20 protein-coding genes, 1 tRNA gene and 1 other RNA gene are annotated in these 21,633 nt (G+C 68.1%); 12 read left to right on the forward strand and 10 right to left on the reverse strand.

Annotated features, from left to right (window positions below; genetic code table 11):
• Positions 1-66: 66 nt before the first annotated feature.
• Complete coding sequence (locus AC5Y4T_RS20475; RefSeq protein ID WP_499917647.1) at positions 67-525, reverse strand: lipoprotein LpqH; 459 nt, start codon at positions 523-525, stop codon at positions 67-69.
• Between the two features lie 176 nt (positions 526-701).
• Between AC5Y4T_RS20475 and AC5Y4T_RS20480 the strand changes: the two genes are divergently transcribed.
• Together AC5Y4T_RS20480 and AC5Y4T_RS20485 are read left to right on the forward strand one after the other, a co-directional pair.
• Positions 702-1,082: a hypothetical protein gene (locus tag AC5Y4T_RS20480; protein WP_499917162.1), complete on the forward strand. Its 381-nt coding sequence runs from the start codon at positions 702-704 to the stop codon at positions 1,080-1,082.
• A gap of 14 nt (positions 1,083-1,096) precedes the next feature.
• Positions 1,097-1,837, forward strand: coding sequence for an enoyl-CoA hydratase/isomerase family protein (locus tag AC5Y4T_RS20485; RefSeq protein WP_499917161.1), 741 nt, complete (start codon positions 1,097-1,099; stop codon positions 1,835-1,837).
• Here the strand turns inward: AC5Y4T_RS20485 and lucA are convergent, their stop codons facing one another.
• Complete coding sequence (gene lucA, locus AC5Y4T_RS20490) at positions 1,838-2,698, reverse strand: lipid uptake coordinator LucA (RefSeq protein ID WP_499917160.1); 861 nt, start codon at positions 2,696-2,698, stop codon at positions 1,838-1,840.
• Positions 2,699-2,787: 89 nt separating this feature from the next.
• Positions 2,788-2,876 (reverse strand) — tRNA-Ser (locus AC5Y4T_RS20495).
• A 76-nt stretch (positions 2,877-2,952) separates the two neighbouring features.
• On the opposite strand from AC5Y4T_RS20495, the gene ffs reads away from it, so the two are divergent.
• The 3 genes from ffs to AC5Y4T_RS20510 all read left to right on the forward strand — a co-directional run bounded on the left by ffs (position 2,953) and on the right by AC5Y4T_RS20510 (position 6,338).
• An RNA gene (gene ffs, locus AC5Y4T_RS20500) (signal recognition particle sRNA small type) lies at positions 2,953-3,049 on the forward strand.
• A gap of 73 nt (positions 3,050-3,122) precedes the next feature.
• On the forward strand, positions 3,123-4,415 hold the full coding sequence (locus AC5Y4T_RS20505; RefSeq protein ID WP_499917646.1) for an aspartate aminotransferase type Ic: 1,293 nt from the start codon (positions 3,123-3,125) through the stop codon (positions 4,413-4,415).
• 87 nt (positions 4,416-4,502) lie between these two features.
• Entirely contained in the window at positions 4,503-6,338 is a 1,836-nt protein-coding gene (locus tag AC5Y4T_RS20510; protein WP_499955104.1) for a DNA polymerase III subunits gamma/tau, read from the forward strand.
• A 4-nt stretch (positions 6,339-6,342) separates the two neighbouring features.
• On the opposite strand, the gene AC5Y4T_RS20515 is transcribed toward AC5Y4T_RS20510, so the two are convergent.
• Positions 6,343-7,653 carry a class I SAM-dependent methyltransferase gene (locus tag AC5Y4T_RS20515; RefSeq protein ID WP_499955106.1) on the reverse strand — a complete coding sequence of 437 codons (1,311 nt, stop codon included), beginning with the start codon at positions 7,651-7,653 and terminating at the stop codon, positions 6,343-6,345.
• Positions 7,650-9,041: an FAD-binding oxidoreductase gene (locus tag AC5Y4T_RS20520; RefSeq protein ID WP_499955108.1), complete on the reverse strand. Its 1,392-nt coding sequence runs from the start codon at positions 9,039-9,041 to the stop codon at positions 7,650-7,652. The genes AC5Y4T_RS20515 and AC5Y4T_RS20520 overlap by 4 nt, the downstream gene beginning before the upstream one ends.
• Before the next feature lie 80 nt (positions 9,042-9,121).
• On the opposite strand from AC5Y4T_RS20520, the gene AC5Y4T_RS20525 reads away from it, so the two are divergent.
• Complete coding sequence (locus tag AC5Y4T_RS20525; protein ID WP_499917156.1) at positions 9,122-9,559, forward strand: SRPBCC family protein; 438 nt, start codon at positions 9,122-9,124, stop codon at positions 9,557-9,559.
• A gap of 15 nt (positions 9,560-9,574) precedes the next feature.
• Here the strand turns inward: AC5Y4T_RS20525 and AC5Y4T_RS20530 are convergent, their stop codons facing one another.
• A complete protein-coding gene (locus AC5Y4T_RS20530; protein ID WP_499917155.1) occupies positions 9,575-10,336 on the reverse strand; it encodes an Rv3717 family N-acetylmuramoyl-L-alanine amidase in 762 nt (253 codons plus the stop codon).
• 98 nt (positions 10,337-10,434) lie between these two features.
• Here AC5Y4T_RS20530 and AC5Y4T_RS20535 point away from each other — a divergent pair, with 98 nt between their 5' ends.
• Together AC5Y4T_RS20535 and recR are read left to right on the forward strand one after the other, a co-directional pair.
• A complete protein-coding gene (locus AC5Y4T_RS20535; protein WP_082971177.1) occupies positions 10,435-10,779 on the forward strand; it encodes a YbaB/EbfC family nucleoid-associated protein in 345 nt (114 codons plus the stop codon).
• A gap of 14 nt (positions 10,780-10,793) precedes the next feature.
• Positions 10,794-11,405, forward strand: a complete 612-nt coding sequence (recR, locus tag AC5Y4T_RS20540; RefSeq protein ID WP_499917154.1) for a recombination mediator RecR — start codon at positions 10,794-10,796, stop codon at positions 11,403-11,405.
• Between the two features lie 15 nt (positions 11,406-11,420).
• Here the strand turns inward: recR and AC5Y4T_RS20545 are convergent, their stop codons facing one another.
• Genes AC5Y4T_RS20545 through AC5Y4T_RS20555 form a run of 3 tightly spaced genes read right to left on the reverse strand, consistent with a single transcriptional unit; the run spans position 11,421 to position 14,730 of the window.
• Complete coding sequence (locus AC5Y4T_RS20545) at positions 11,421-12,740, reverse strand: MFS transporter (protein WP_499955114.1); 1,320 nt, start codon at positions 12,738-12,740, stop codon at positions 11,421-11,423.
• A gap of 60 nt (positions 12,741-12,800) precedes the next feature.
• Positions 12,801-13,496 carry a type 1 glutamine amidotransferase gene (locus tag AC5Y4T_RS20550; RefSeq protein ID WP_499917645.1) on the reverse strand — a complete coding sequence of 232 codons (696 nt, stop codon included), beginning with the start codon at positions 13,494-13,496 and terminating at the stop codon, positions 12,801-12,803.
• 4 nt (positions 13,497-13,500) lie between these two features.
• Entirely contained in the window at positions 13,501-14,730 is a 1,230-nt protein-coding gene (locus AC5Y4T_RS20555; protein ID WP_499955110.1) for a Mur ligase family protein, read from the reverse strand.
• A 176-nt stretch (positions 14,731-14,906) separates the two neighbouring features.
• On the opposite strand from AC5Y4T_RS20555, the gene AC5Y4T_RS20560 reads away from it, so the two are divergent.
• Positions 14,907-15,899 (forward strand): DEDDh family exonuclease, encoded by a 993-nt coding sequence (locus tag AC5Y4T_RS20560; protein ID WP_499917151.1) that lies wholly within the window; start codon positions 14,907-14,909, stop codon positions 15,897-15,899.
• Here the strand turns inward: AC5Y4T_RS20560 and leuA are convergent, their stop codons facing one another.
• Positions 15,900-17,699 carry a 2-isopropylmalate synthase gene (gene leuA / locus AC5Y4T_RS20565; protein WP_499917150.1) on the reverse strand — a complete coding sequence of 600 codons (1,800 nt, stop codon included), beginning with the start codon at positions 17,697-17,699 and terminating at the stop codon, positions 15,900-15,902.
• 294 nt (positions 17,700-17,993) lie between these two features.
• Here leuA and AC5Y4T_RS20570 point away from each other — a divergent pair, with 294 nt between their 5' ends.
• Genes AC5Y4T_RS20570 through AC5Y4T_RS20580 form a run of 3 tightly spaced genes read left to right on the forward strand, consistent with a single transcriptional unit; the run spans position 17,994 to position 21,459 of the window.
• Positions 17,994-19,259: an aspartate kinase gene (locus AC5Y4T_RS20570; protein ID WP_499917149.1), complete on the forward strand. Its 1,266-nt coding sequence runs from the start codon at positions 17,994-17,996 to the stop codon at positions 19,257-19,259.
• Entirely contained in the window at positions 19,260-20,303 is a 1,044-nt protein-coding gene (locus tag AC5Y4T_RS20575; RefSeq protein ID WP_499917148.1) for an aspartate-semialdehyde dehydrogenase, read from the forward strand. It begins immediately after the preceding gene.
• Positions 20,304-20,310: 7 nt separating this feature from the next.
• Positions 20,311-21,459 (forward strand): DUF4185 domain-containing protein, encoded by a 1,149-nt coding sequence (locus AC5Y4T_RS20580; protein ID WP_499917147.1) that lies wholly within the window; start codon positions 20,311-20,313, stop codon positions 21,457-21,459.
• Positions 21,460-21,633: the final 174 nt, after the last annotated feature.

A 21,633-nucleotide genomic window follows, 5' to 3' on the forward strand; every position in this document is an offset into this window, starting at 1 on the left:
GGTTGGCCAAACCGCGAGCGGCGGACGCGTGAGTGAGGCACGTCCGCCGCTCGAGGCCGCAACCGATCAGCCGCAGGACACCTTGATGTTGAAGTCCTTGGTGATCATTCCCGCCATCGGATTCTTCATGTCGGCACCCTGGGCCTGACCGGTGATGGTGTAGGTCTTGCCATCGACCGCGACGTTGGCCGAACCCACCTTCGCGCCCATGTTGTCGCTGACCGCCAGGGCGTTGCCGTCGACAACGAGGGCCAGCGACTGGACCTTCGGGGTGGCCTCGTCGGTCATCACGACGGCCAGCGCCTGCTGGGCCCCGCCCGTGGAGCCGCTGCCGATGTTGATCTTGCCGCCGGTCCGCACACAGGTCACCGACGCGGGGTTCACGCCGGCCAGGTCGGTACCGCCCACCTTGACTTGCGCATTGGTGCCTGTGGCGACGCTGGCCGTCGTGCTCGACGCGGGCGATGCGCTGTGGCCGCCGCCCGAGCACCCCACCAAGGCCACTGAAGCCGCGGCGCAGCCCAGGGTCGCAATCGCAGCTGCGAGATGACGTTTCACTTGTGGTTCCTTCCTTCGTGCGCCGCCCCAATGGCGTCGTCCTGACGCAAGTACAGAACGCTTCGGTTGCTACCGATCCCAAATTTCGCGGGGCCGAACCGGTAGGCTGCGTCGATGTCGGAGCCGGCGAAGGGAGTAACGCGATGCTCAGCGTGAAATGGCTGGAAAAGCCTGAGGCTCATGACTTTCCGGCGGCGGCGGACTACCTCACCATGCTTGCGGACAAGCAAACCGTGAAGAAGGTGATCAAAAAGCTGAAATCCGGGACCGTGGCGCACCGGAAGGCAAAAGACATTCTGCGGGCGGCGCAGCTGAGCCTGCTTCCGGTGGACAATCCCCACGTCGCCGCGGACCTGACCAAGATCGAAAAGGGCCTACCGCTGTCACCCATCCTGTTGGTGCGCGGAGACTTCATGGCCGGGGTTGCGTTGCAGATCGCCGACGGCTACCACCGGGTCTGCGCGAGCTATCACACCGACGAGAACACGCCGATTCCCGTGGTCCTTGCGACCGTCAGCCGCTGATCGGAGGAATGATCATGATCGACATCAGCACCGTCGGGACCGTGCAGGTGCTGACGCTGTCGTCCGGTCCGGTCAATGCGCAGGATGTCGAGCTGCTCGAAGAGCTGACTTTGGCGGTGCGCGAGCTGGCGCGTTCGGACGCCGGCGCGCTGGTGGTCACCGGCGCCGGCCGCGCCTTCAGCGCCGGCGTCGACCTCAATCGGGTGGTGCAGGGCGGCACCGGCTACACCGATCGGCTGGTCCCCGCGCTGTCCGCGGCGTTCGATGCGATGTTCAGCTATCCGGGGCCGACCGTCGCCGCGATCAACGGCGCCGCCATCGCGGGCGGCTGCGTGCTCGCGTGCGCCTGCGACCGCCGCCTGATCGGCCCGGAGGCGCAGATCGGCGCGGCCGAGGTGCGCGTCGGGGTGCCGTTCCCGGTCGCAGCCTTGGAGGTCATGCGCTACGCCTGCGGAATCCATGCCGACGAGGTGCTGCTCGGGGGCCGCAACTATCGGGGCGCGGAGGCCGTGGCCCGCGGATTGGCCCACCGCATCGTCGCCGACGAGCTCGTCGAGGCGGCCGTGGCGGAGGCATCGGACCTGGGCAGCATCCCCGCCGACGCCTACCGGCAGACGAAGAATCAGTTGCACGCCCCGGCGATGGCGCGGATCCGCGAGGCCCGCGACGTCGACGACGAGGTGCGCCGGATGTGGGGGACGGACGAGACGCTGCGCCGTATCGCCGCCTACGTGGAGCAGCTACGGCGGCGCTGACTATTCCTCGTCGGTGTTTTCGTCTACGGCCACACCGGCCCGAGTGCGCCTGCGGCGCATCCGGTGTGACCCCTTGCCGGTCGGGCGCCGGTTGCGCAGCTTGGCCTTCGACTCGTCGGCGGCCGCGTCGGACGGCTCGGTGGTGTCTTTGACGGGCGTCGCCTCGGCCGCCGGCTCCGGTGCCGCCTCAGCGTCGGTTTCCGCGGTGACTTCGGTAGGGGCCGCCGCAGGCTCGGCCGCCTCGGCTTCTTCTGTTTCTTCGGCTTCGGCAGCGGCGGCCTCCGCCTCGTCCGGCGCGCCTTCGTCGGCTTCGTCGGCTTCTTCTGTTTCTTCGGCTTCGGCTTCGGCTTCGGCTTCGGCTTCGGCTTCGGCGCCCTTCTTGCGCCGCACGCGGCGCTCCTTGGGCTTCTTCGCCTTGATCGGTTTGGGCGGCGGCGGGGGTAGCTCGGCGACGAAGGAGAGGTAGAAGGCGAAAATGCCGAGCAATGCGATCGCGGCGGCCGCCCCGTAGATCCCGAACAACCACCGCCCCGCGGCGTCCAGGCTCAGCCAGATCTCGCTGATCGCCGTCCCGATGATCAGCACCCCGGCCAGCACGTGGGCCACGATCGACCAGATCCTGATGGACAGGGCCAGCTGCGGCGTCCCCAACTCGGGCTTGCGGGTGCGCAGCAGCGTGAACACCACGGGCAGCGCCGCGAGCGCAATCAGCGCACCCGTCACGATGCGCAGCGAAGTCCCCAGCGAGTGTGCGGTGTCGCCCATCAGCTCGGGCCAACGCGGCAACACGAAAAAGAAGTAGAGGACGCCGGCAGCGATCGAAAATGACGCGTGCCACGGGATGGCGACCTTGCGCCCCATACCCCTCCTCGTGCTGGTGAGTCCACGCCAGCCTAAAGCCGGCCGACCCGAATCCATATCAATTCGTACGTGTCCGCTTGGCGGACCAATGGCGGAGGATGCGGGATTTGAACCCGCGAGGGCTGTTAACCCAACCCGCGTTCCAGGCGAGCGCCATAGGCCACTAGGCGAATCCTCCGTGGCCATGGTAACCGAGGGCCAGATGACCCCCGCCAGTTGCTCAACGTCGACTCCGAGGCGGGTATTACACTCGTCGCTGGACCCCGCGCGGCGTCTATCCTGTGAACTCCCCCAGGGCCGGAAGGCAGCAAGGGTCAATGGGCTCTGTCGGGTGCGCGGGGTCCCCTATGTCCGATGAGTGGCGACCCGCTTCGCCCGGCTCCGCCGCGACTGGTTTCCCGCTTCGACAGCGAAAGGGTTCATGGTGTCGCTGGAGTCCCTCACCCCGGCCGAGCTCGCGGCTGCGAACACTCGTCACCAGCAGGACTACGCGGACCTGCAGGCCAAGAAGCTCTCCCTGGACCTGACCCGCGGCAAGCCGGCACCCGCCCAGCTCGATCTGTCCAACCAGCTGCTGAGCCTGCCCGGGGACGACTTCCGCGACAGCGAGGGCACCGACACTCGCAACTACGGCGGCCTGCACGGCCTGCCCGAGCTGCGGGCCATCTTTGGGGAACTGCTCGGTATCCCGGTGCAGAACCTGATCGCGGGCAACAACTCGAGCCTGGAGCTGATGCACGACCTCGTCGCCTTCTCGATGTTGTACGGCGGGGTGGACTCGCAGCGCCCCTGGAAGGACGAACCGAGCATCAAGTTCCTATGCCCGTCGCCGGGCTACGACCGGCACTTCGCCATCACCGAGACGATGGGCATCGAGATGATCCCCGTGCCGATGCTGTCCGACGGGCCGGATGTCGACCTGATCGAAGAGTTGGTCGCTGCCGATGCGGCCATCAAGGGCATGTGGACGGTGCCGGTGTTCGGCAACCCCACCGGGGTCACCTACTCCTGGGACACCGTCCTGCGGCTCGTCCAGATGCGGACCGCGGCGGCCGACTTCCGGTTGTTCTGGGACAACGCATATGCGGTGCACACCCTGACGCATGACTTCGTCCGGCAGGTCGACGTGCTCGGGCTGGCCGCCGCGGCCGGGAACCCCCATCGGCCCTACGTGTTCGCGTCCACCTCGAAGATCACCTTCGCCGGCGCCGGCGTGAGCTTTTTGGGCGGATCGCTGGGCAACATCGCCTGGTACCTGCAATACGCGGGAAAGAAGTCGATCGGGCCCGACAAGGTCAACCAGCTGCGACACCTGCGCTTCTTCCGCGACGCCGACGGGGTGCGGCTGCACATGCTGCGGCACCAGCAGATCCTGGCGCCGAAGTTCGCGTTGGCGGCCGAGATCCTGGATCAGCGGCTCAGCGACTCCAAGATCGCGTCGTGGACCGACCCCAAGGGCGGCTACTTCATCAGCCTCGACGTGCTGCCCGGCACGGCGAAGCGGACCGTCGCGCTGGCCAAGGACGCCGGCATCGCGGTCACCGAGGCGGGTGCGTCGTTCCCGTACCGGAAAGACCCGAAGGACACCAACATCCGGATCGCGCCGACCTTCCCGTCGCTGCCGGACCTGCGTGACGCCGTCGACGGCCTGGCCAGCTGCGCGCTGCTGGCGGCGTCGGAGTCGCTGCTGGCGTCGTCCGCGTCGAGCGTGAACTGACGTCGAGAAAATCGCCGAAATCGCGCCCCACGTTCACGCTCGACGCCCCGCGGGCCCTAGTCACCCGACGCCGGTAGCCTGCTGACCGTGGCCCTCTACCGCAAGTACCGACCGGCAACGTTCGCCGAAGTGGTGGGGCAGGAGCACGTCACCGAACCACTGTCGATCGCCCTGGAAGCCGGTCGGATCAACCACGCGTATTTGTTCTCGGGCCCGCGCGGGTGCGGGAAGACGTCGTCGGCGCGCATCCTGGCCCGCTCGCTGAACTGCGTACAGGGCCCGACCGCCAACCCGTGCGGGGTCTGTGACTCGTGCCAGGCGCTAGCGCCGAACGCGCCCGGCAGCATCGACGTGGTGGAACTCGACGCCGCCAGCCACGGCGGCGTGGACGACACCCGCGAGCTGCGGGACCGCGCTTTCTACGCGCCCGCGCAGTCGCGCTACCGGGTGTTCATCGTCGACGAGGCGCACATGGTCACCACGGCCGGGTTCAACGCGCTGCTCAAGATCGTGGAGGAGCCCCCCGAGCACCTCATCTTCATTTTCGCCACCACCGAGCCGGAGAAGGTGCTGCCGACGATTCGATCGCGCACCCATCACTACCCGTTCCGGCTGTTGCCGCCGAAGACCATGCGGGCGTTGATCGCGCGGATCTGCGAGCAGGAGGGCGTCGCCGTCGACGACGCCGTCTACCCGTTGGTGATCCGCGCCGGCGGCGGCTCGCCTCGCGACACCCTGTCGGTGCTGGATCAGCTGGTCGCCGGCGCCGAGGGCGCGCACGTGACCTATCAACGGGCGCTGGGCCTGCTGGGCGCCACCGACATGGCGCTGATCGACGACGCGGTGGACTCGCTTGCCGCCGCCGATGCCGCGGCGCTGTTCGGCGCGGTGGAGTCGGTGATCGACGCCGGCCACGACCCGCGGCGGTTCGCCACCGATCTGCTCGAGCGGTTTCGCGACCTCATCCTGCTGCAGGCCGTCCCGGATGCGGCCAGCCGTGGCGTGGTGGACGCGCCGGAGGACGTGCTGGAGCGGATGCGTGAGCAAGCGACCCGGATCGGGCCGGCGACCCTGACCCGCTACGCCGAGGTGGTGCAGGCGGGGCTGGGCGAGATGCGGGGAGCCACGGCGCCGCGCCTGCTGCTCGAGGTCGTGTGCGCGCGGCTGCTGCTGCCCTCGGCCAGCGACACCGAATCGGCGCTGCTGCAACGCGTCGAGCGAATCGAGACCCGGCTGGACATGTCGATCCCCGGCTCGGAAGTTTCCACTGCGACGCCACGCAGCGCCCAGGCCGAAGCACAACCCGCCCGGTTCACCCGGCCCTCCGCGGCGCCCGCTCGCAAGCCCGAACCGCAACCGGAACCGAAGCCCAAGCCCGAACCCGAGTCGCCTCCGCCCGCATCCGTCGCCGCGTCGGCGGCCGAATCAGCTTCGGCGCCAGGCGAACTCAACACCGCGGCGGTGCGCAGCATGTGGCCCACGGTGCGCGAAAAGGTGCGTCAGCGCAGCCGTACCACCGAGGTGATGTTGGCCGGGGCGACCGTCCGGGCCATCGAGGGCAACACGTTGGTCCTGAGCCACGAGTCGGCGCCGCTGGCCAAGAGGCTCTGCGAACAGCGCAACGCCGACGTCATCGCCGAGGCGCTCAAAGACGCGCTCGGTGTCGATTGGCGAGTGCGGTGTGAGGCCGGCGCCCCGGCGTCGGCCGCGTCACCCACCCTCGCCGGCGAGGAAGCCGGGCGCGCGGTTCCCAACGTCGCCGAGCCCGCACCCGACGTCGATTCCGCGCGCCGCGACGAAGAGGAACACATGCTCGCCGAGGCGGTCCGCGGCGAGTCGTCTGCGCCCCGCCGCGACCCCGAAGAGGTCGCGCTCGAACTGCTGCAGAACGAGCTGGGCGCCCGCCGCATCGACAACGGCTAGCGCGTCAGGCCGTCCACCAGGGCCGCAGTGGCAGGTCGTCATCCCCGCGTGTGTCGGTGTTGGCTGCCAGCACGTGATGGAGCTGAAGGTTGTTCTGCTCGAACGCCACCCGTGAAGCCGCCATGTACAGGCCCCATACCTTGGCGGTCGGCAAGCCGACCTCGCCGACCGCCACGTCCCAGTGCTCGACCAGGTTGCGGCACCAGTCGCGCAGCGTCATCGCGTAGTGATGGCGGAAGTTCTCCGCGTGCAGCACCTCGAAGCCCACATCCTGGACCGCACAGGTGATGCGGCCCGAGCCGGTCAGCTCGCCGTCCGGGAAAACGTAGCGGTCGGTGAATCCGCCGGCGAACGAGGTGGAGGTGTTGTCGTGGCGGGTGATGCAGTGGTTGAGCAGCAGCCCGCCGGTGCGCAGCTTCGACTTCAGGAATCCGAAGTAGGCCGGGTAGTTCTTGACGCCGATGTGCTCGGTCAAACCGATCGAGGAGACGGCGTCGAACTGCGTCTCGCCGACGTCGCGGTAGTCGCAGTGTCGCACCTCGGCCAGCTCCGCCAGCCCCTCGTCGGCGATGGCCCGCTGCGCCCACTTCGCCTGCTCGGCTGACAGGGTGGCGCCGATCGCCCGGACACCGTGCCGCGCGGCGTACCGCACCATGCCGCCCCACCCGCAGCCGACGTCGAGCAGCCGGTCGCCGGGCTGCAGCCGCAACTTCTCGAAAATCAGCCGGTACTTGTTTTGCTGCGCATCCTCCAACGTCGCCTCGGCGTCGGGATACACCGCGCAGGTATAGGTCATCGACGGGCCCAACACCAGTTCGTAGAAGGCATTGGAGACGTCGTAATGGTGGTGGATGGCCTCGGCGTCGCGGGTCTTGCTGTGCATCAGCCCTTCGGTGACCCGGCGCCACCGCGGCCGGGTTTCCTGGGGTGGCGGTGGCACCGGCAACAACCGCTCGAAGCCCAGCGAACGCACGACGTTGGCCAGCACCCGCGCCGGCGGCCGTTTGAATTCGACCCGATCGGTCAGCGTCTTGAGCAGTTGGTACGGGTCACCCGGATGCACGCCGTAGGCCTGCAGGTCGCCCGACACGTAGGCGCGAGCCAGGCCGAGTTCGCCGGGCGCGGTGGCCAGGTAAGTGGCCCCGCGAGGCGTCCGAAGATCCAGGCCCAGTTCGGCGTCTTCGCTTCCCGCCGTGCTGCCGTCGTAGGCGGTGAACCTCAGCGGATGTCGTCCGGTCGCGGCGAAGACCTCCAGGATCTCGGCCATGCTCAATTTGCCGGTCGGTGAGCGGTGGGGTTCTTTCGTCGTCGTCATCGCCGTTGCACCGCCTTCGCGTAGAGGTCGAGTAAACGAGAATCGGGGTCATAGGTTTTCTTGACGGTGTTGTAGGCCTCGCCGCCGTACAACTCGTCGAAATCCTCGCGGGAGTAGTAGGACTCGGAATACAGCGACTTGTGGCCACCGAGTTCGCTCACCTTGGCTTCGATCATCCGATTGGTGGCGCCCTCGCATGAGCCGGCCGGCACCGATGACCAGAAGCCGACGTTGACATAGGTGTGATCCGGCCGCATCGGGTACAGCGGCCAGCCCTGGTGGTCGCGTAGACGCAAGGGGCACAACCAGATTGGCGTGATGGGCACGCTGTCCAGGAACCACTCCAGGAAGTCGCAGGTCCGTTCGACCGGCACCTCGATGTCTTGCACCACCCGTTCGCGGGGTGGGCGGCCGTTGCGCGTCTCGATCCGGTCGGCGATGCCGAACCGCCGATCCATCGCGATGAGCTTGGAGTAGAAGCTGCTGCGCCGGTAGCGGCGCGGCCACCAGCGCCGCAGCCGCGGGTTCTGCACGCCGAACGCGCGTGAGCACCAGAACCAATCGGTGTCCCAGCGCCAGAAGTAATCGTTCATGGTCAGCCGGTCATCCTTGGTGGCTTCCACCCCCGGGGCGTCGTGCCGGATCGACTGGTAGTAGATGTCGCGGCCGGTGTAGTCGCTGACCGGGCCGGGAGTGGTGGTCCGCCGGCCCACGCACAGGTAGCTTTCGTCGGCGCTGAAGACGACGCCGTCCAGGTAGTCGACGGGCGTCCCGCCCTGCCCGCCGGTGTCGATGATGCGTTCCATGGCCGCAACCAGATCGGGCAGCGAGCGGAAGCGGATGTGCCGCAGCGCCACGAACGGCGCGACGGGCTCCAGCTCGATCCGGAGCCGGGTTGAATAACCAAGCGTCCCATAGGAATTCGGGAAGGCGCGGAACAGCTCGGGGTGCTGGGTGCGCGAGGTGGTGAGCAAATCGCCAGCGCCGGTGAGGATGTCCATCTCCAACACCGATTCATGGGGCAGCCCGTTGCGGAAGGACGACGACTCGATGCCCAGGCCGCTGACCGCGCCGCCCAGCGTGATGGTCTTCAGCTGCGGGACTACCAGCGGCGAGAGGCCATACGGCAGCGTCGCCGTCACCAGGTCCGCGTAGGTGCACATGCCGGCCACATCGGCGGTGCGGGATTCGGGATCCACGTCCAGAACGCCGGTCAGTCCGGACGTGTCCAGACCGGGCGCATCACGTTTGGTGCGGGCGCGGAACAGATTTGACGTCGGCTTTGCCAATCGGACGGCCGAAGTTGGGGGAATGGATCGATAACTTGCCAGCATCCGGTCAACGCCGGACTTGTGGGCCGAGAGTGCAGATCCAAGGACAGGCACCACATATACCCTAGTCTTCGACAACAACCCGTGCACCCGTCGGAAGGGCCGCGTCGGGGAAATCATCGTGAGGAGGGGTCGCTTTGGCACCGGTGAGCGCGGAAAGCACCATCTTGATCAACGCGGAGCCCGCGGCAACCCTTGCCGCCGTCGCGGACTATCAGACCGTCCGTCCGAAAATTTTGTCCCCGCAGTACAGCGACTACCAGGTGCTGCAGGGTGGGCAGGGGGCCGGCACGGTCGCCAAGTGGAAGCTGCAGGCCACCAAATCGCGGGTGCGCGACGTGCAGGCCAACGTCGACGTGGCCGGGCACACGGTCATCGAGAAGGACGCGAACTCGTCGATGGTGATCAACTGGACGGTCGCTCCCGCCGGACCCGGCTCCAGCGTCACCGTGAAGACCACTTGGGACGGCGCGGGCGGTGTGAAGGGTTTCTTCGAAAAGACCTTTGCGCCGTTGGGGCTCAAGAGGATTCAGGGCGAGGTGCTGGCCAACCTGAAAAAGGAACTGGAGAGCTGAGCTAGCGTCGCGGGTCTAGCGCGCCTGGCCCTGCGAGGCGAGGAAGCCCGCGACGCCGCGGACCAGTGCGTCGGCGTACTTCTGCCGGCCTTCGGCGGACTCCATCAGCGCCGAGTCCGCGGGGTTCTTCATGTTGCCGCACTCGACCAGGATCGACGGGTACTGCGCCAGGTTCAGGCCGGTCAAATCCGAGCGGCCGTAGAGGCCGTTCTGGCCTATGTAGTTCGCCGGCGGGATCCCCGAGGCCTGCATCTGGTCGCGCATGATCCGCGCGTACTGCACCGACGGGCCCGCCTGCACCTGGTTGAGCGGCGGGGCCGAATAGTTGACGTGAAAGCCTCGGCCCGACGGCGGGCCGCCGTCGGCGTGGATGGACAGGACCGCGTTGGGGCGCAGGGCGTTGGCCGCGTTGGCGCGCTCGTCGACGCAGGGTCCCAGGCCGTTGTCGTTGGCGCGGGACAGCGCGGTCCGCACCCCCAGGGCGTTCAGCTCGGCGCGCACCCGCAGCGCGGTGTCCCAGGTGAAGGTGTGCTCCATGTAGCCGGAGTTGGTGGCCGTCCCGCTGGTCTGGCAGTCTTTGGTGCCGCCGCGGCCGGTGGGCACCTGGCGGTTGATGGAGCCGTCATTGGAGCCGTTGTGGCCCGGATCGATGAAGACCACCATGCCGGCGATGCTGGATGGCGCTGCCATTGCGTTCGGGATGACGATGGCCGACGCAGCAACGATCATGCAGATGATCGTCCTGAGGCCGACACGCCTGCTCACTCGTAGGTCCACGGCGCAAAGCTAGCGCCGCGCGGTCTACGCTGGGTGTTTCGAATCGCCGGAGACTCACGAGCGAAACCAACTCGAGACCAAGATGCGAGGGGATTGTCATGCAACCCGGAGGCGATATGTCGGCGCTGCTGGCCCAGGCGCAGCAGATGCAGCAGAAGCTCATGGAGGCGCAGCAACAACTGGCGAACGCTGAGGTCCGCGGTCAGGCCGGTGGGGGCTTGGTCGAGGTCGTCGTCAAGGGCAGCGGCGAGGTGGTCGCGGTGAAGATCGATCCGTCCGTCGTGGACCCGTCGGACGTTGAGACCTTGCAGGACCTGATCGTCGGCGCCATGGGTGATGCGTCCAAGCAGGTCACCCGGATGGCCCAGGAACGGCTGGGGTCGCTGGCCGGCGGCTTCGGCCCGCCGCCGGGGCAACCGCCCGCGCCCGCGCAGGGGCTTTAGACTCCGCGACCGACATGTTCGAAGGACCCGTCCAGGATTTGATCGACGAGCTCGGCAAGCTGCCGGGCATCGGCCCCAAAAGCGCCCAGCGCATCGCCTTCCACCTGCTATCGGTTGAGCCGCCGGACATCGACCGGCTGACCGCGGTGCTGGCCAAGGTCCGCGACGGTGTGCGGTTCTGTGCGGTGTGCGGCAACGTCTCCGACAACGAGCGCTGCCGGATCTGCGCCGATCCCCGCCGGGACGGCTCGCAGGTGTGCGTCGTCGAGGAGCCCAAAGACATCCAGGCCGTCGAACGCACCCGCGAATTCCGCGGCCGCTACCACGTGCTGGGCGGTGCGCTCGATCCGTTGTCCGGCGTAGGGCCCGAACAGCTGCGGATCCGCGAGCTGCTGAGCCGGATCGGGGAGCGGGTCGACGACGTCGACATCACCGAGGTGATCATCGCGACCGACCCGAACACCGAAGGCGAGGCGACGGCCACCTACCTGGTGCGGATGCTGCGCGACATCCCTGGGCTGACGGTCACGCGAATCGCGTCGGGACTGCCGATGGGCGGCGACCTGGAGTTCGCCGACGAGCTGACGCTCGGTCGCGCGCTCGCCGGCCGCCGGGCCATGGTCTGAGGCGCCGGCAGGCTCTTACGCGCCGGCCAGCTCGCCTGCCTCGCGTTCGGCTGCGGGCCCGGACCCCGGCAGCGGCCTGCCCGCGACTTCCGGCATGAATCTCAGGGCGACCGTCCCCACCAAGCCGGCGAAGATCAGCATGTAGGCCGGCACCATGGTGCTGCCGGTGGCGGATATCAGCGCCTGAGCGATCACCGGAGTGGTTCCGCCGACCGTCGATAGCGCGATGTTGTACGAGATGGCCAGCGCTCCGCTGCGCACCCTGGTCGGGAACAGCGCCGGCAGGGCCTGGGGGGTGGTGCTGTCGAAACACAGTTCCATCAGTCCGACCAGCAGCACGCCGATGAAGATCAACGGAACGACACCGCTGAAACGCATCAGCAAGAACGCCGGGACCGACGCCAGAACGAGCAATCCGCAGCCCGTCCACATGATTGGCTTGACGCCGATACGGTCGGACAACATGGCGACGAAAACCACCGCGGCCATCAGGATCGCCAAGGTCGCCACGATGATCACCAGTGCGGCCGTATTACCCACGCGCACAACCACTTTCAGGTATGTCGGCAGGTATCCGGTGAGCATGAAGTCCGGCACCTGCGAGGCCACCACGACTGCCGCGCAAACCACCATCGGCTTCCACTGCTCGACCACTGTGCGCCGAAATTGCCGCCAGCCGCGGTCAACCGGCGCATCCGTGTTGCTGCGCGCCTGCGTGTAGGCCGGTGACTCCTCGATCCGCAGCCGCAAGTAAAGGGCGAGGACGCCGAAGGGCGCTCCCAGCAACAGCGGAATCCGCCAGCCCCACGCCAGCATGTCGTGGCTGGGCAGCCAGGCCTGCAACGCGGTCACCAGCAACCCGGCGAGCACGAACCCGACCAGGTTGCCCAGCGGAAGGAACCCAACCATCCTGCCGCGTTTGCGGTCTGGGGCCCGCTCGACGAGGTAGGTCATGGCGCCGACAAACTCGCCACCGGTGGACAAGCCTTGAAAGACCCGGGCGACCAGCAGCAGGATCGGCGCCCAGATGCCGATGGTGCCGTAGCCGGGCAGTAGGCCGGTCATGGTGGTCCCTACGGCCATCAGCAGGATCGTGATCACCAAAACCCGCTTGCGCCCGACGCGGTCACCGAGGGGGCCGAGGACGAACCCGCCGAGCGGGCGCACCACGTACGCCGCCGCCAGCGTGCTGAACGTGGCGATGAGATGGACAGCGCTGACGCTGTTGCCCGGATAGAAGACCTGCGCAATGGTGGTCGCGATATAGCCGTAGACGCCGAAGTCGTACCACTCCATGAAATTGCCGATGGCCGTCGCGAGGGTGTCCCGCCGCATCGCCGCATCGGTATCGCGGGAATCAGTGCCAGCAAGCATGCGTTTCACCCCGACCAGGCCCTAGCGGGCGGCCAACCGTTCACGGCGCAGCAGGTCCACCTCCGGCATCGGCAGTGGCGCCAGCTCGCCCACCACCGTGCTCAGCAGCAGGTCGGCCAGTTGCGGGTTGCGAGCCAGGCACGGCCCGTGCATGTAGGTCGCGATCACGCTGCCCTGCACCGCGCCGTCGAAGCCGTTGCCGGCAACGTTGCCCGCGCCCTTGACCACCGCGCCCAGCGGCGACGCCGCCGGTCCCAGCACGGTGCCGCCGCGGTGGTTCTCGAAACCGGTGAGACGCTCGGTCAACCCCGCCGGCAGCGGTTTGGTCGCCAGCTCGCCGATGGTGCGTGCCGGTTGCGGTGACGTCGTCGCGTCCAGCATCCCCACGCCGTCGACGCGCTCCCCGGCCGACGTTTCATACCAGTGCCCGAGCACCTGAACGGCCGCGCAGATGGCCAGCACCGGGGCGCCCCGTTCCGCGGCGCGCTGCAGGCCGGGGTACTTGATCAAATGCCGGGTGGCCAGGCGCTGCGCGTAGTCCTCGGCCCCGCCCAGCGTGTAGAGGTCCAGCGATTCGGGCACCGGGTCGGCCAGCGTGATCTCGACGATCTCGGCGGCGATGCCGCGTAGGCGGAGCCGCTGCCGCAGCACCAGGGCGTTGCCGCCGTCGCCGTAGGTGCCCATCACGTCGGGCAGCACCAACCCGATCCGCACCACCGAGTCAGCCATGGCGCGCCAACGCTCGCTGCAGCTGGAGGAAGGCGGTGTAGTTGGCGACGACTTCCACCCTTCCCGGCGGGCAGGATGCGATCGCGGCGACGGTGTCGTGCACCAGTGTGTGCTCCACGCCCGCATACCCGAGGCGCACCGCCAGGTCGGTGCCGCGCTCGCCGGCGGCCACGACTTCCGTCTCCTCGAAGTGCTCGAATCGCACGTCCCAGAGCCACGACAGGTCTTCCCCGTCGGGCACCTGGCCGTTGACCGAGATGACCACCCCGGCCGCATGCTTGTCCACCATCGACAGCGCCTCCTGCCAGCCGGCCGGATTCTTGGCCAGCAGGATGCGCACCTCGTGCGCGCCGACGCGGACGGTTCGATAGCGCCCGGCAACCTCGTCGACCGTCGAGACCGCCGCCACCGCCGACATGGGATCGGCGCCCAACGCGACCGCGGCCGCGACGGCCTGGGCGGCGTTGCCCCGGTTGACCGCGCCGGGCAGCGCCAACCGCATCGGCACGGCCAGGCCGTCGGGCCCGTAGAGGGTGTCGTCGTCGAACCACCATTGCGGGCTGGGCCGTTTGAAGTCCGCACCCGTGGAATACCAGTGACCCCGCTCGCGGACGATGACCTCGCCGCTGCGCGGGCAGCTGACCGAGTCGTTCGACCACGAACCGCCCGCGGCCACCCACACCACGTTCGGGCTGTCGTAGGCCGCGGACGTCATCAGCACGTCGTCGCAGTTGGCCACGACGACCGCCCCGGGGTGCCGGGCCAGGCCCACGCGCAGGGTCCGCTCGATGACGTTGATCTCGCCGACCCGGTCCAGCTGGTCGCGCGAGAGGTTGAGCAGCACGACAACGCTGGGTTCGACGGCATCGGAGACGTGCGGGACGTGCATTTCGTCGACTTCGAGGGCCGCCAGGGGTGCATTGCGGTTGGCCGCCAGCGCCGCGACCAGGCCGGCGTCCATGTTGGCGCCCTCGGCGTTGGTGGCAACCGCACCCAGCGTCGCCAGCGCGGCCGACGTCATCCTCGTGGTGGTGGACTTGCCGTTGGTGCCGGTGACGATCACGGTGCGCCGTCCGGCGGCGAGTTGCCGGAGAACCGAGCGGTCCAGCGTCATCGCGATGAGCCCGCCGATCATCGCCCCGGCCCCGCGTCCGGTCACCCGCGACGCCCAGCGCGCGCTCGCTCCTGCGGCGAGCGCCAGACGGGCGCGGGTGGTAATCACCCGGGAAGTTTAAGGGCGGCGGGTCGCCCGCATCGAATTCCGGGCGATCGCAAGCGCGGCGTTGGCGCCGGGCGCGGCGGGTCGCCCGCATCGAATTCCGGGCGCCCGCATCGAATTCAGCCCGACACGACCCGCAGCGAACGGGCGATGTCGGTCGGCCGTGCCATCCTCAGTGCATGAGCGGGGCTTCCTGGGGTCGGCCGGCCAGCGAGCCGGACGCGGGCTGGGCCGTCGTCGACGTCGAGACCTCGGGCTTTCGGCCGGGTCAGGCACGGATCATCAGCGTTGCGGCGCTCGGCCTGGACCCCGACGGCAACGTGGAACAGTCGGTGGTCAGCCTGCTCAACCCCGGCGTGGACCCTGGCCCCACCCACGTGCACGGCCTGACCGCCGCAATGCTGGAAGACCAGCCGCAGTTCGCCGACATCGTCGGTGATGTGGCCAAGCTGCTGCGCGGCCGCACGCTGGTAGCCCACAACGTGGCTTTCGACTATGCGTTTCTTGCCGCCGAAGCCGAGCTGGCCGACACCGAGCTGCCCGTCGACAGTGTCATGTGCACCGTCGAGCTGGCCCGACGGCTCGACCTCGGCATCGACAACCTACGGTTGGAGACGCTCGCGGCGCACTGGGGCGTCACCCAGGAGCGCCCCCACGACGCCTTCGACGACGCGATGGTGCTGACCCACGTGCTGGCCTCGGCGCTCAAGCTGGCCCGCGCGGGCGACATCTGGTTGCCGATACATCCGGTGACCCGGCGCCGCTGGCCCAACGGCCGCGTCACCCATGACGAGCTGCGACCGCTCAAGGTGCTGGCGTCCCGGATGCCCTGCCCGTATCTCAACCCGGGCCCCTACGTGGGCGGCCGACCGCTCGTGCAGGGCATGCGGGTGGCGCTGGCGGCCGAGGTCGGCCGCACCCACGAGGAACTCGTGGAACGCATCCTGCACGCCGGGCTGGCCTACACCGAGGCCGTCGACCGGGAGACCTCGCTGGTGGTCTGCAACGATCCCGCGCCCGAGCAGGGCAAGGGCTACCTCGCCCGGCAGCTGGGGGTGCCGGTGATCGGCGACGCGCAGTTCATGGACTGCGTGGGCGCCGTCATCGGGGGCACCAGCATGGACGAATTCACCGACGCCAGCACCCTGGACCAGCAGCTGGCGCTGTTCTGATCAGCCGCGAGCGGCGCGGTTGACCGCCGAGACGACCGCGCGCAGCGACGCGGAGGTGATCGACGGCGCGATGCCGACCCCCCAGACCGTGCGACCGTCGACCGACGCCTCCACGTAGGCGGCCGCCTGCGCGTCGTCACCGGCGCTCATCGCGTGCTCGGAGTAATCCAAGACGGCCACGTCGAAACCGACACCGCCCAGCGCGTGGACAAATGCGGCAAGTGGGCCGTTGCCCTCCCCGCTGATCTCGGTCTCCGCGCCGTTGATCTTGACGGTCGCGGTGAGGCGGGTGACGCCGCTGTCGTCCTCGGAAGCGTCGACGCGTTGTTTCATCCGCTCCAGCGGCACCACCGGCGCCAGATACTCCTCGGAGAAGGCGTCCCACATCTCCTTGGGGCTGACCTCGCCGCCTTCCCCTTCACTGATCTTCTGGACCACCTGGGAGAACTCGATCTGCAGCCGCCGCGGCAGCGCCAGGCCGTGATCGGCCTTCATGATGTAGGCCACGCCGCCCTTGCCGGACTGCGAGTTGACCCGGATCACCGCCTCGTAGGTGCGCCCGACGTCTTTGGGGTCGATCGGCAGGTACGGCACCTGCCACAGCATGTCGTCGACGTCGGAGTCCGCGGCGTCCGCGTCGATCTTCATCTGGTCCAGGCCCTTGTTGATGGCGTCCTGGTGGCTGCCGGAGAACGCGGTGTAGACCAGGTCCCCGCCGTAGGGGTGACGCTCGTGCACCGGCAGCTGGTTGCAGTACTCGACCGTGCGGCGGATCTCGTCGATGTTGGAGAAGTCGATCTGCGGGTCCACGCCGCGGGAGAACAGGTTGAGCCCCAGCGTCACCAGGCAGACGTTGCCGGTGCGCTCGCCGTTGCCGAACAGGCAGCCCTCGATGCGGTCGGCACCAGCCTGGTAGCCCAATTCGGCTGCGGCAACGGCGGTTCCGCGGTCGTTGTGCGGATGCAGGCTCAGGATGACCGATTCCCGGTTGGCCAGGTTGCGGCTCATCCACTCGATCGAGTCGGCGTAGACGTTGGGTGTGGCCATCTCCACCGTCGCGGGCAGGTTGAAGATGATCGGGTTGTCCGGCGTCGGCGCGATGATTTCGCCGACGGCGTCGCACACCTCTTTGGCGTACTGAAGCTCGGTGCCGGTGTAGGACTCCGGCGAATACTCGAACCGCCACCGCGTGCCCGGGTGCTTGGCGGCTTCTTCGACGCACTTGCGCGCACCCTCGGTCGCGATGGCCTGTACGGCGGCCCGGTCGGCGCGAAAAACGACGCGGCGCTGCAGGATCGAGGTCGAGTTGTAGAAGTGCACGATGGCCTGCGGCGCACCGTCGCACGCCTCGAAGGTGCGCTCGATCAGTTCCGGCCGGCACTGGGTCAGCACCTGGATGGTGACGTCGTCGGGGATGGCGCCGTCGGTGATGATCTCGCGGACGAAGTCGAAGTCGGTCTGGCTGGCCGACGGGAATCCCACTTCGATTTCCTTGTAGCCCATGCGAACCAGCAAGTCGAACATGCGGCGCTTGCGCGCCGGGCTCATGGGATCGATCAGCGCCTGGTTGCCGTCGCGCAGATCCACCGCACACCACAGCGGCGCATGAGCGATGACGCGGTCGGGCCACGTGCGGTCGGGCAGCCGGATGGGCTCGACCTCATCGGCGAAGGGGCGGTACCGATTGACCGGCATCGACGAGCCCCGCTGCGGGTTCCACGCGGGTTGTCCGGGCGCCGAGGGGCCCGCGGGCTGAACGATGGTTCGCGTCGAGCTGAATGCGTCGGGATTGGAAGTCACGGTAGTTGCTCCGGGGGATTCAGAAGGGAACTTCAGACCGGCGCATCGCGAACACCCGCGACGGGAAGCCGGTCTGGATCAGACCCCGTCGCGGCGTCCGAGGAGGAGCACCCGCTGCACGTCCCAGACTTTACCGCTTTTGGCGCATTGGCAAAAATTGCGCCGAGACCGCGGCGAATGCGCATGACGGGGTGCAGCGGTATCGCGACGTAAATCACCATGCGGTGGCACGTATTCTGTTGTGGACTTATACCCGAAATCGTCAAATGCCGAGGCCGGAGAGGCAGGAATAACGTGGCGCTCGTCGTGCAGAAGTACGGCGGATCCTCAGTGGCGAACGCCGACCGGATCCGGCGGGTGGCCGAGCGCATCGTCGCTACCAAGAAGCAGGGCAACGACGTAGTAGTCGTCGTCTCAGCGATGGGCGACACCACCGACGACTTGATGGATCTGGCCCACCAGGTGTGCCCGGCGCCGCCACCGCGCGAACTCGACATGCTGCTGACCGCCGGTGAGCGAATCTCCAATGCATTGGTCGCGATGGCGATCGAATCGCTGGGTGCGCAGGCGCGCTCGTTCACCGGTTCGCAGGCCGGGGTGATCACCACCGGCACGCACGGCAACGCCAAGATCATCGACGTCACCCCGGGACGGCTGCGGACCGCGCTGGACGAAGGGCGCATCGTGCTGGTCGCCGGATTTCAGGGTGTCAGCCAGGACACCCGGGACGTGACCACGCTGGGCCGCGGCGGCTCGGACACCACGGCGGTGGCGCTGGCCGCGGCGCTGCACGCCGACGTCTGCGAGATCTACACCGACGTCGACGGCATCTTCAGCGCTGACCCGAGGATCGTGCACAACGCTCGCAAGCTGGACACGGTCACTTTCGAGGAAATGCTCGAGATGGCGGCGTGCGGCGCCAAAGTTTTGATGCTGCGCTGCGTGGAATACGCACGCCGCTACAACATGCCGGTGCACGTCCGGTCCTCCTATTCGGAAAACCCAGGCACCATCGTCGTCGGATCGATCAAGGACATAGCCATGGAAGACCCCATCCTGACCGGAGTCGCGCACGACCGCAGCGAGGCCAAGGTGACCGTTGTCGGCATTCCCGACATCCCCGGATACGCCGCTCGGGTCTTCCGGGCGCTCGCCGATGCCGACGTGAACATCGACATGGTGTTGCAGAACGTCTCCAAGGTCGAGGACGGCAAGACCGACATCACCTTCACCTGCTCGCGCGACAGCGGACCCACCGCGGTGGCCAGGCTGGACGCGCTCCAGGACGAGATCGGGTTCAGCCAACTGCTTTACGACGACCACGTCGGCAAGGTGTCGCTGATCGGGGCGGGCATGCGCAGCCACCCCGGGGTCACCGCCACCTTCTGTGAGTCCCTGGCCGAGGTGGGCGTCAACATCGAGCTGATCTCCACGTCCGAGATTCGCATCTCGGTGCTGTGCCGCGACACCGAACTAGACAAGGCCGTTGTGGCGTTGCACGAGGCGTTCGGGCTCGGCGGCGAGGAGTCGGCGACGGTGTACGCGGGGACGGGTAGATAAATGGTTGCCATTGGAGTTGTGGGCGCTACCGGCCAGGTCGGCCAGGTGATGCGCCGGTTGCTCGACGAGCGGGATTTCCCCGCGACGTCGGTGCGGTTCTTCGCGTCGTCGCGCTCGCAGGGCCGCAAGCTGGAATTCCGCGGCCAGGAGATCGAGGTCGAGGACGCCGCGACGGCGGACCCTACCGGCCTGGACATCGCGTTGTTCTCCGCCGGCAAGACGATGTCGCTGGTGCAGGCGCCGCGATTCGCCGCGGCCGGCGTGACCGTGATCGACAATTCCTCGGCCTGGCGCAAGGACCCGGAAGTGCCGCTGGTCGTCTCCGAGGTGAACTTCGACCGGGACGTCCGGGACGCCCGCTCGCTGACCAAGGGCATCATCGCCAACCCGAACTGCACCACGATGGCCGCGATGCCGGTGCTCAAGGTGCTGCACGAGGAAGCCGGGCTGCAACGCCTGGTGGTGTCCAGCTATCAGGCCGTGTCCGGCAGCGGGATCGCCGGGGTCGAGGAGCTGGCGACGCAGGCGCGCGCGGTCATCGACGGCGCCGAGCAACTGGTGCACGACGGCGGTGCGGCGCAGTTCCCGCCGCCCACGACCTATGTGGCGCCGATCGCCTTCAACGTGGTGCCGCTGGCCGGATCGCTGGTGGATGACGACTCGGGTGAGACCGACGAGGACCAGAAGCTGCGCCACGAGAGCCGCAAGATCCTCGGCATTCCCGACCTGGCCGTCAGCGGCACGTGCGTGCGGGTACCGGTGTTCACCGGCCACTCGCTGTCGATCAACGCCGAATTCGCGCGGCCGCTGTCGCCCCAGCGGGCCCGCGAGCTTCTGGACGGCGCGCCCGGCGTCAAGGTGGTCGACGTGCCGACCGCGCTGGCGGCCGCCGGCGTCGACGAATCCCTGGTCGGCCGGATCCGGCGCGACCCCGGGGTGCCCGACGGCCGCGGCCTGGCACTGTTCATCTCCGGTGACAACCTGCGCAAGGGGGCGGCGCTGAACACCATCCAGATCGCCGAGCTGCTGGCCGCCCAGCGGTGACAAGCGGGTGAGCACCACCCATACTCGCTTGGCCGCGCGGTGCTCATTGTTCGCCGCGGTGTGTTTGGTTCTGCCGCAATGGTTTAGCGTCGCGCACGCCGACCCGGCGGCGCCGGCCCCCGAGCCCGTGCTGCAGCCGCTGGCGCCCGGTCAGGTGTTGCGCATCGGTCCCAGTGCCGGAACCGGCACGCCGACCGTGGATTACGGCATTGGCGCGACAGACCTGTGCGAGTTCGTCGAGTTTCCCGCCGAATTGCTCCAGGTCTGCGGCGACAGCTTCGCCGGGCAGGGGGTCGGATTCGGCGGTTGGTACGCACCCGTGGCGCTGCGCGTCGACACCGCTTCCGTCGACGACCCCGCCGGGGTGCGCTACACCGGGGTGACCGGCATCAACAAACCGTTGCTCGCCGAGCCCACCCCGCCGGGAGCCTCGCAGCTACCGGCAGGTGTGGTGCAGATCAACCGGCGCAACTACCTGATGGTGACGACGACCAAGAACCTCGAGCCGCAGACCTCACGGCTGGTGACCGCCGAACCGGCGCGCGCGGGCTGGCAGACGATCCCGGGATCCAAGCGACCCGCGTCGTACCAGGGCGGCTCGCAGACGCAGATCAGCGGCTACTACGACCCGATTCCCACGGCGGACTCACCCAGCGGGTGGGTGTACATCGTCGCCGACAGTTTCACCCGCAGGTATCCGGTGCTGCTGTATCGGGCCACGCCGCAGACGTTCACCGACCGGTCGCGGTGGCAGGGCTGGGCGGTGGGGCCGGGCGGGGGCTGGGGCAAACCGCCGACGCCGCTGTGGCCGGACGCGGTGGGCGAGTTGTGCATTCGGCAGATCGACGGTAAGGCCGTGCTGTCCTATTTCAATGCCGTCACCGGCAACATGGAGGTCCGGGTGGCCAACGATCCGACGTCGCTGGGCGACGCGCCGGTCACCACGGTGGTGCAACACGACGAGTGGCCCGAGCCGGCGGAAAGCCTGCCGCCGCCCTACGACAACCGGCTCGCGCAACCGTATGGCGGTTATATCTCGCCCGGTTCGACACTTGACGAGCTGCGAATCTTCGTGAGCCAGTGGGACACTCGGGCGCGCGTTGCCGCGCCGTACCGGGTGATCCAGTTCGCGGTCAACCCGCTGCAGCCCGAATAGCAGCCTTTCCAATTGGCCTGTTTCGGCCGCGCTGCGCCGGGTCACGCGGGCCGTTTCATGCGCTGAGCGGGACTTTTAGTTCACAGCTGTTACCTAAGTAACGCATAGCGGCCACTACTGTTAACGGCTTCATCATTTGTCTCATGAGTGAAACATCTGAAACCCCCACTGTGC

The organism is Mycobacterium sp. NGS11 (assembly GCF_059813315.1).

Excerpts from the sequence above, each read along its gene's own strand:
- AC5Y4T_RS20480 (WP_499917162.1), top strand. The coding sequence starts at position 702 with ATGCTCAGCGTGAAATGGCTGGAAAAGCCTGAGGCTCATGACTTTCCG.
- AC5Y4T_RS20485 (WP_499917161.1), top strand. The coding sequence starts at position 1,097 with ATGATCGACATCAGCACCGTCGGGACCGTGCAGGTGCTGACGCTGTCG.
- lucA (WP_499917160.1), bottom strand. The coding sequence starts at position 2,698 with ATGGGGCGCAAGGTCGCCATCCCGTGGCACGCGTCATTTTCGATCGCT.
- AC5Y4T_RS20515 (WP_499955106.1), bottom strand. The coding sequence starts at position 7,653 with ATGACGACGACGAAAGAACCCCACCGCTCACCGACCGGCAAATTGAGC.
- AC5Y4T_RS20535 (WP_082971177.1), top strand. The coding sequence starts at position 10,435 with ATGCAACCCGGAGGCGATATGTCGGCGCTGCTGGCCCAGGCGCAGCAG.
- recR (WP_499917154.1), top strand. The coding sequence starts at position 10,794 with ATGTTCGAAGGACCCGTCCAGGATTTGATCGACGAGCTCGGCAAGCTG.
- AC5Y4T_RS20545 (WP_499955114.1), bottom strand. The coding sequence starts at position 12,740 with ATGCGGCGGGACACCCTCGCGACGGCCATCGGCAATTTCATGGAGTGG.
- AC5Y4T_RS20560 (WP_499917151.1), top strand. The coding sequence starts at position 14,907 with ATGAGCGGGGCTTCCTGGGGTCGGCCGGCCAGCGAGCCGGACGCGGGC.
- AC5Y4T_RS20575 (WP_499917148.1), top strand. The coding sequence starts at position 19,260 with ATGGTTGCCATTGGAGTTGTGGGCGCTACCGGCCAGGTCGGCCAGGTG.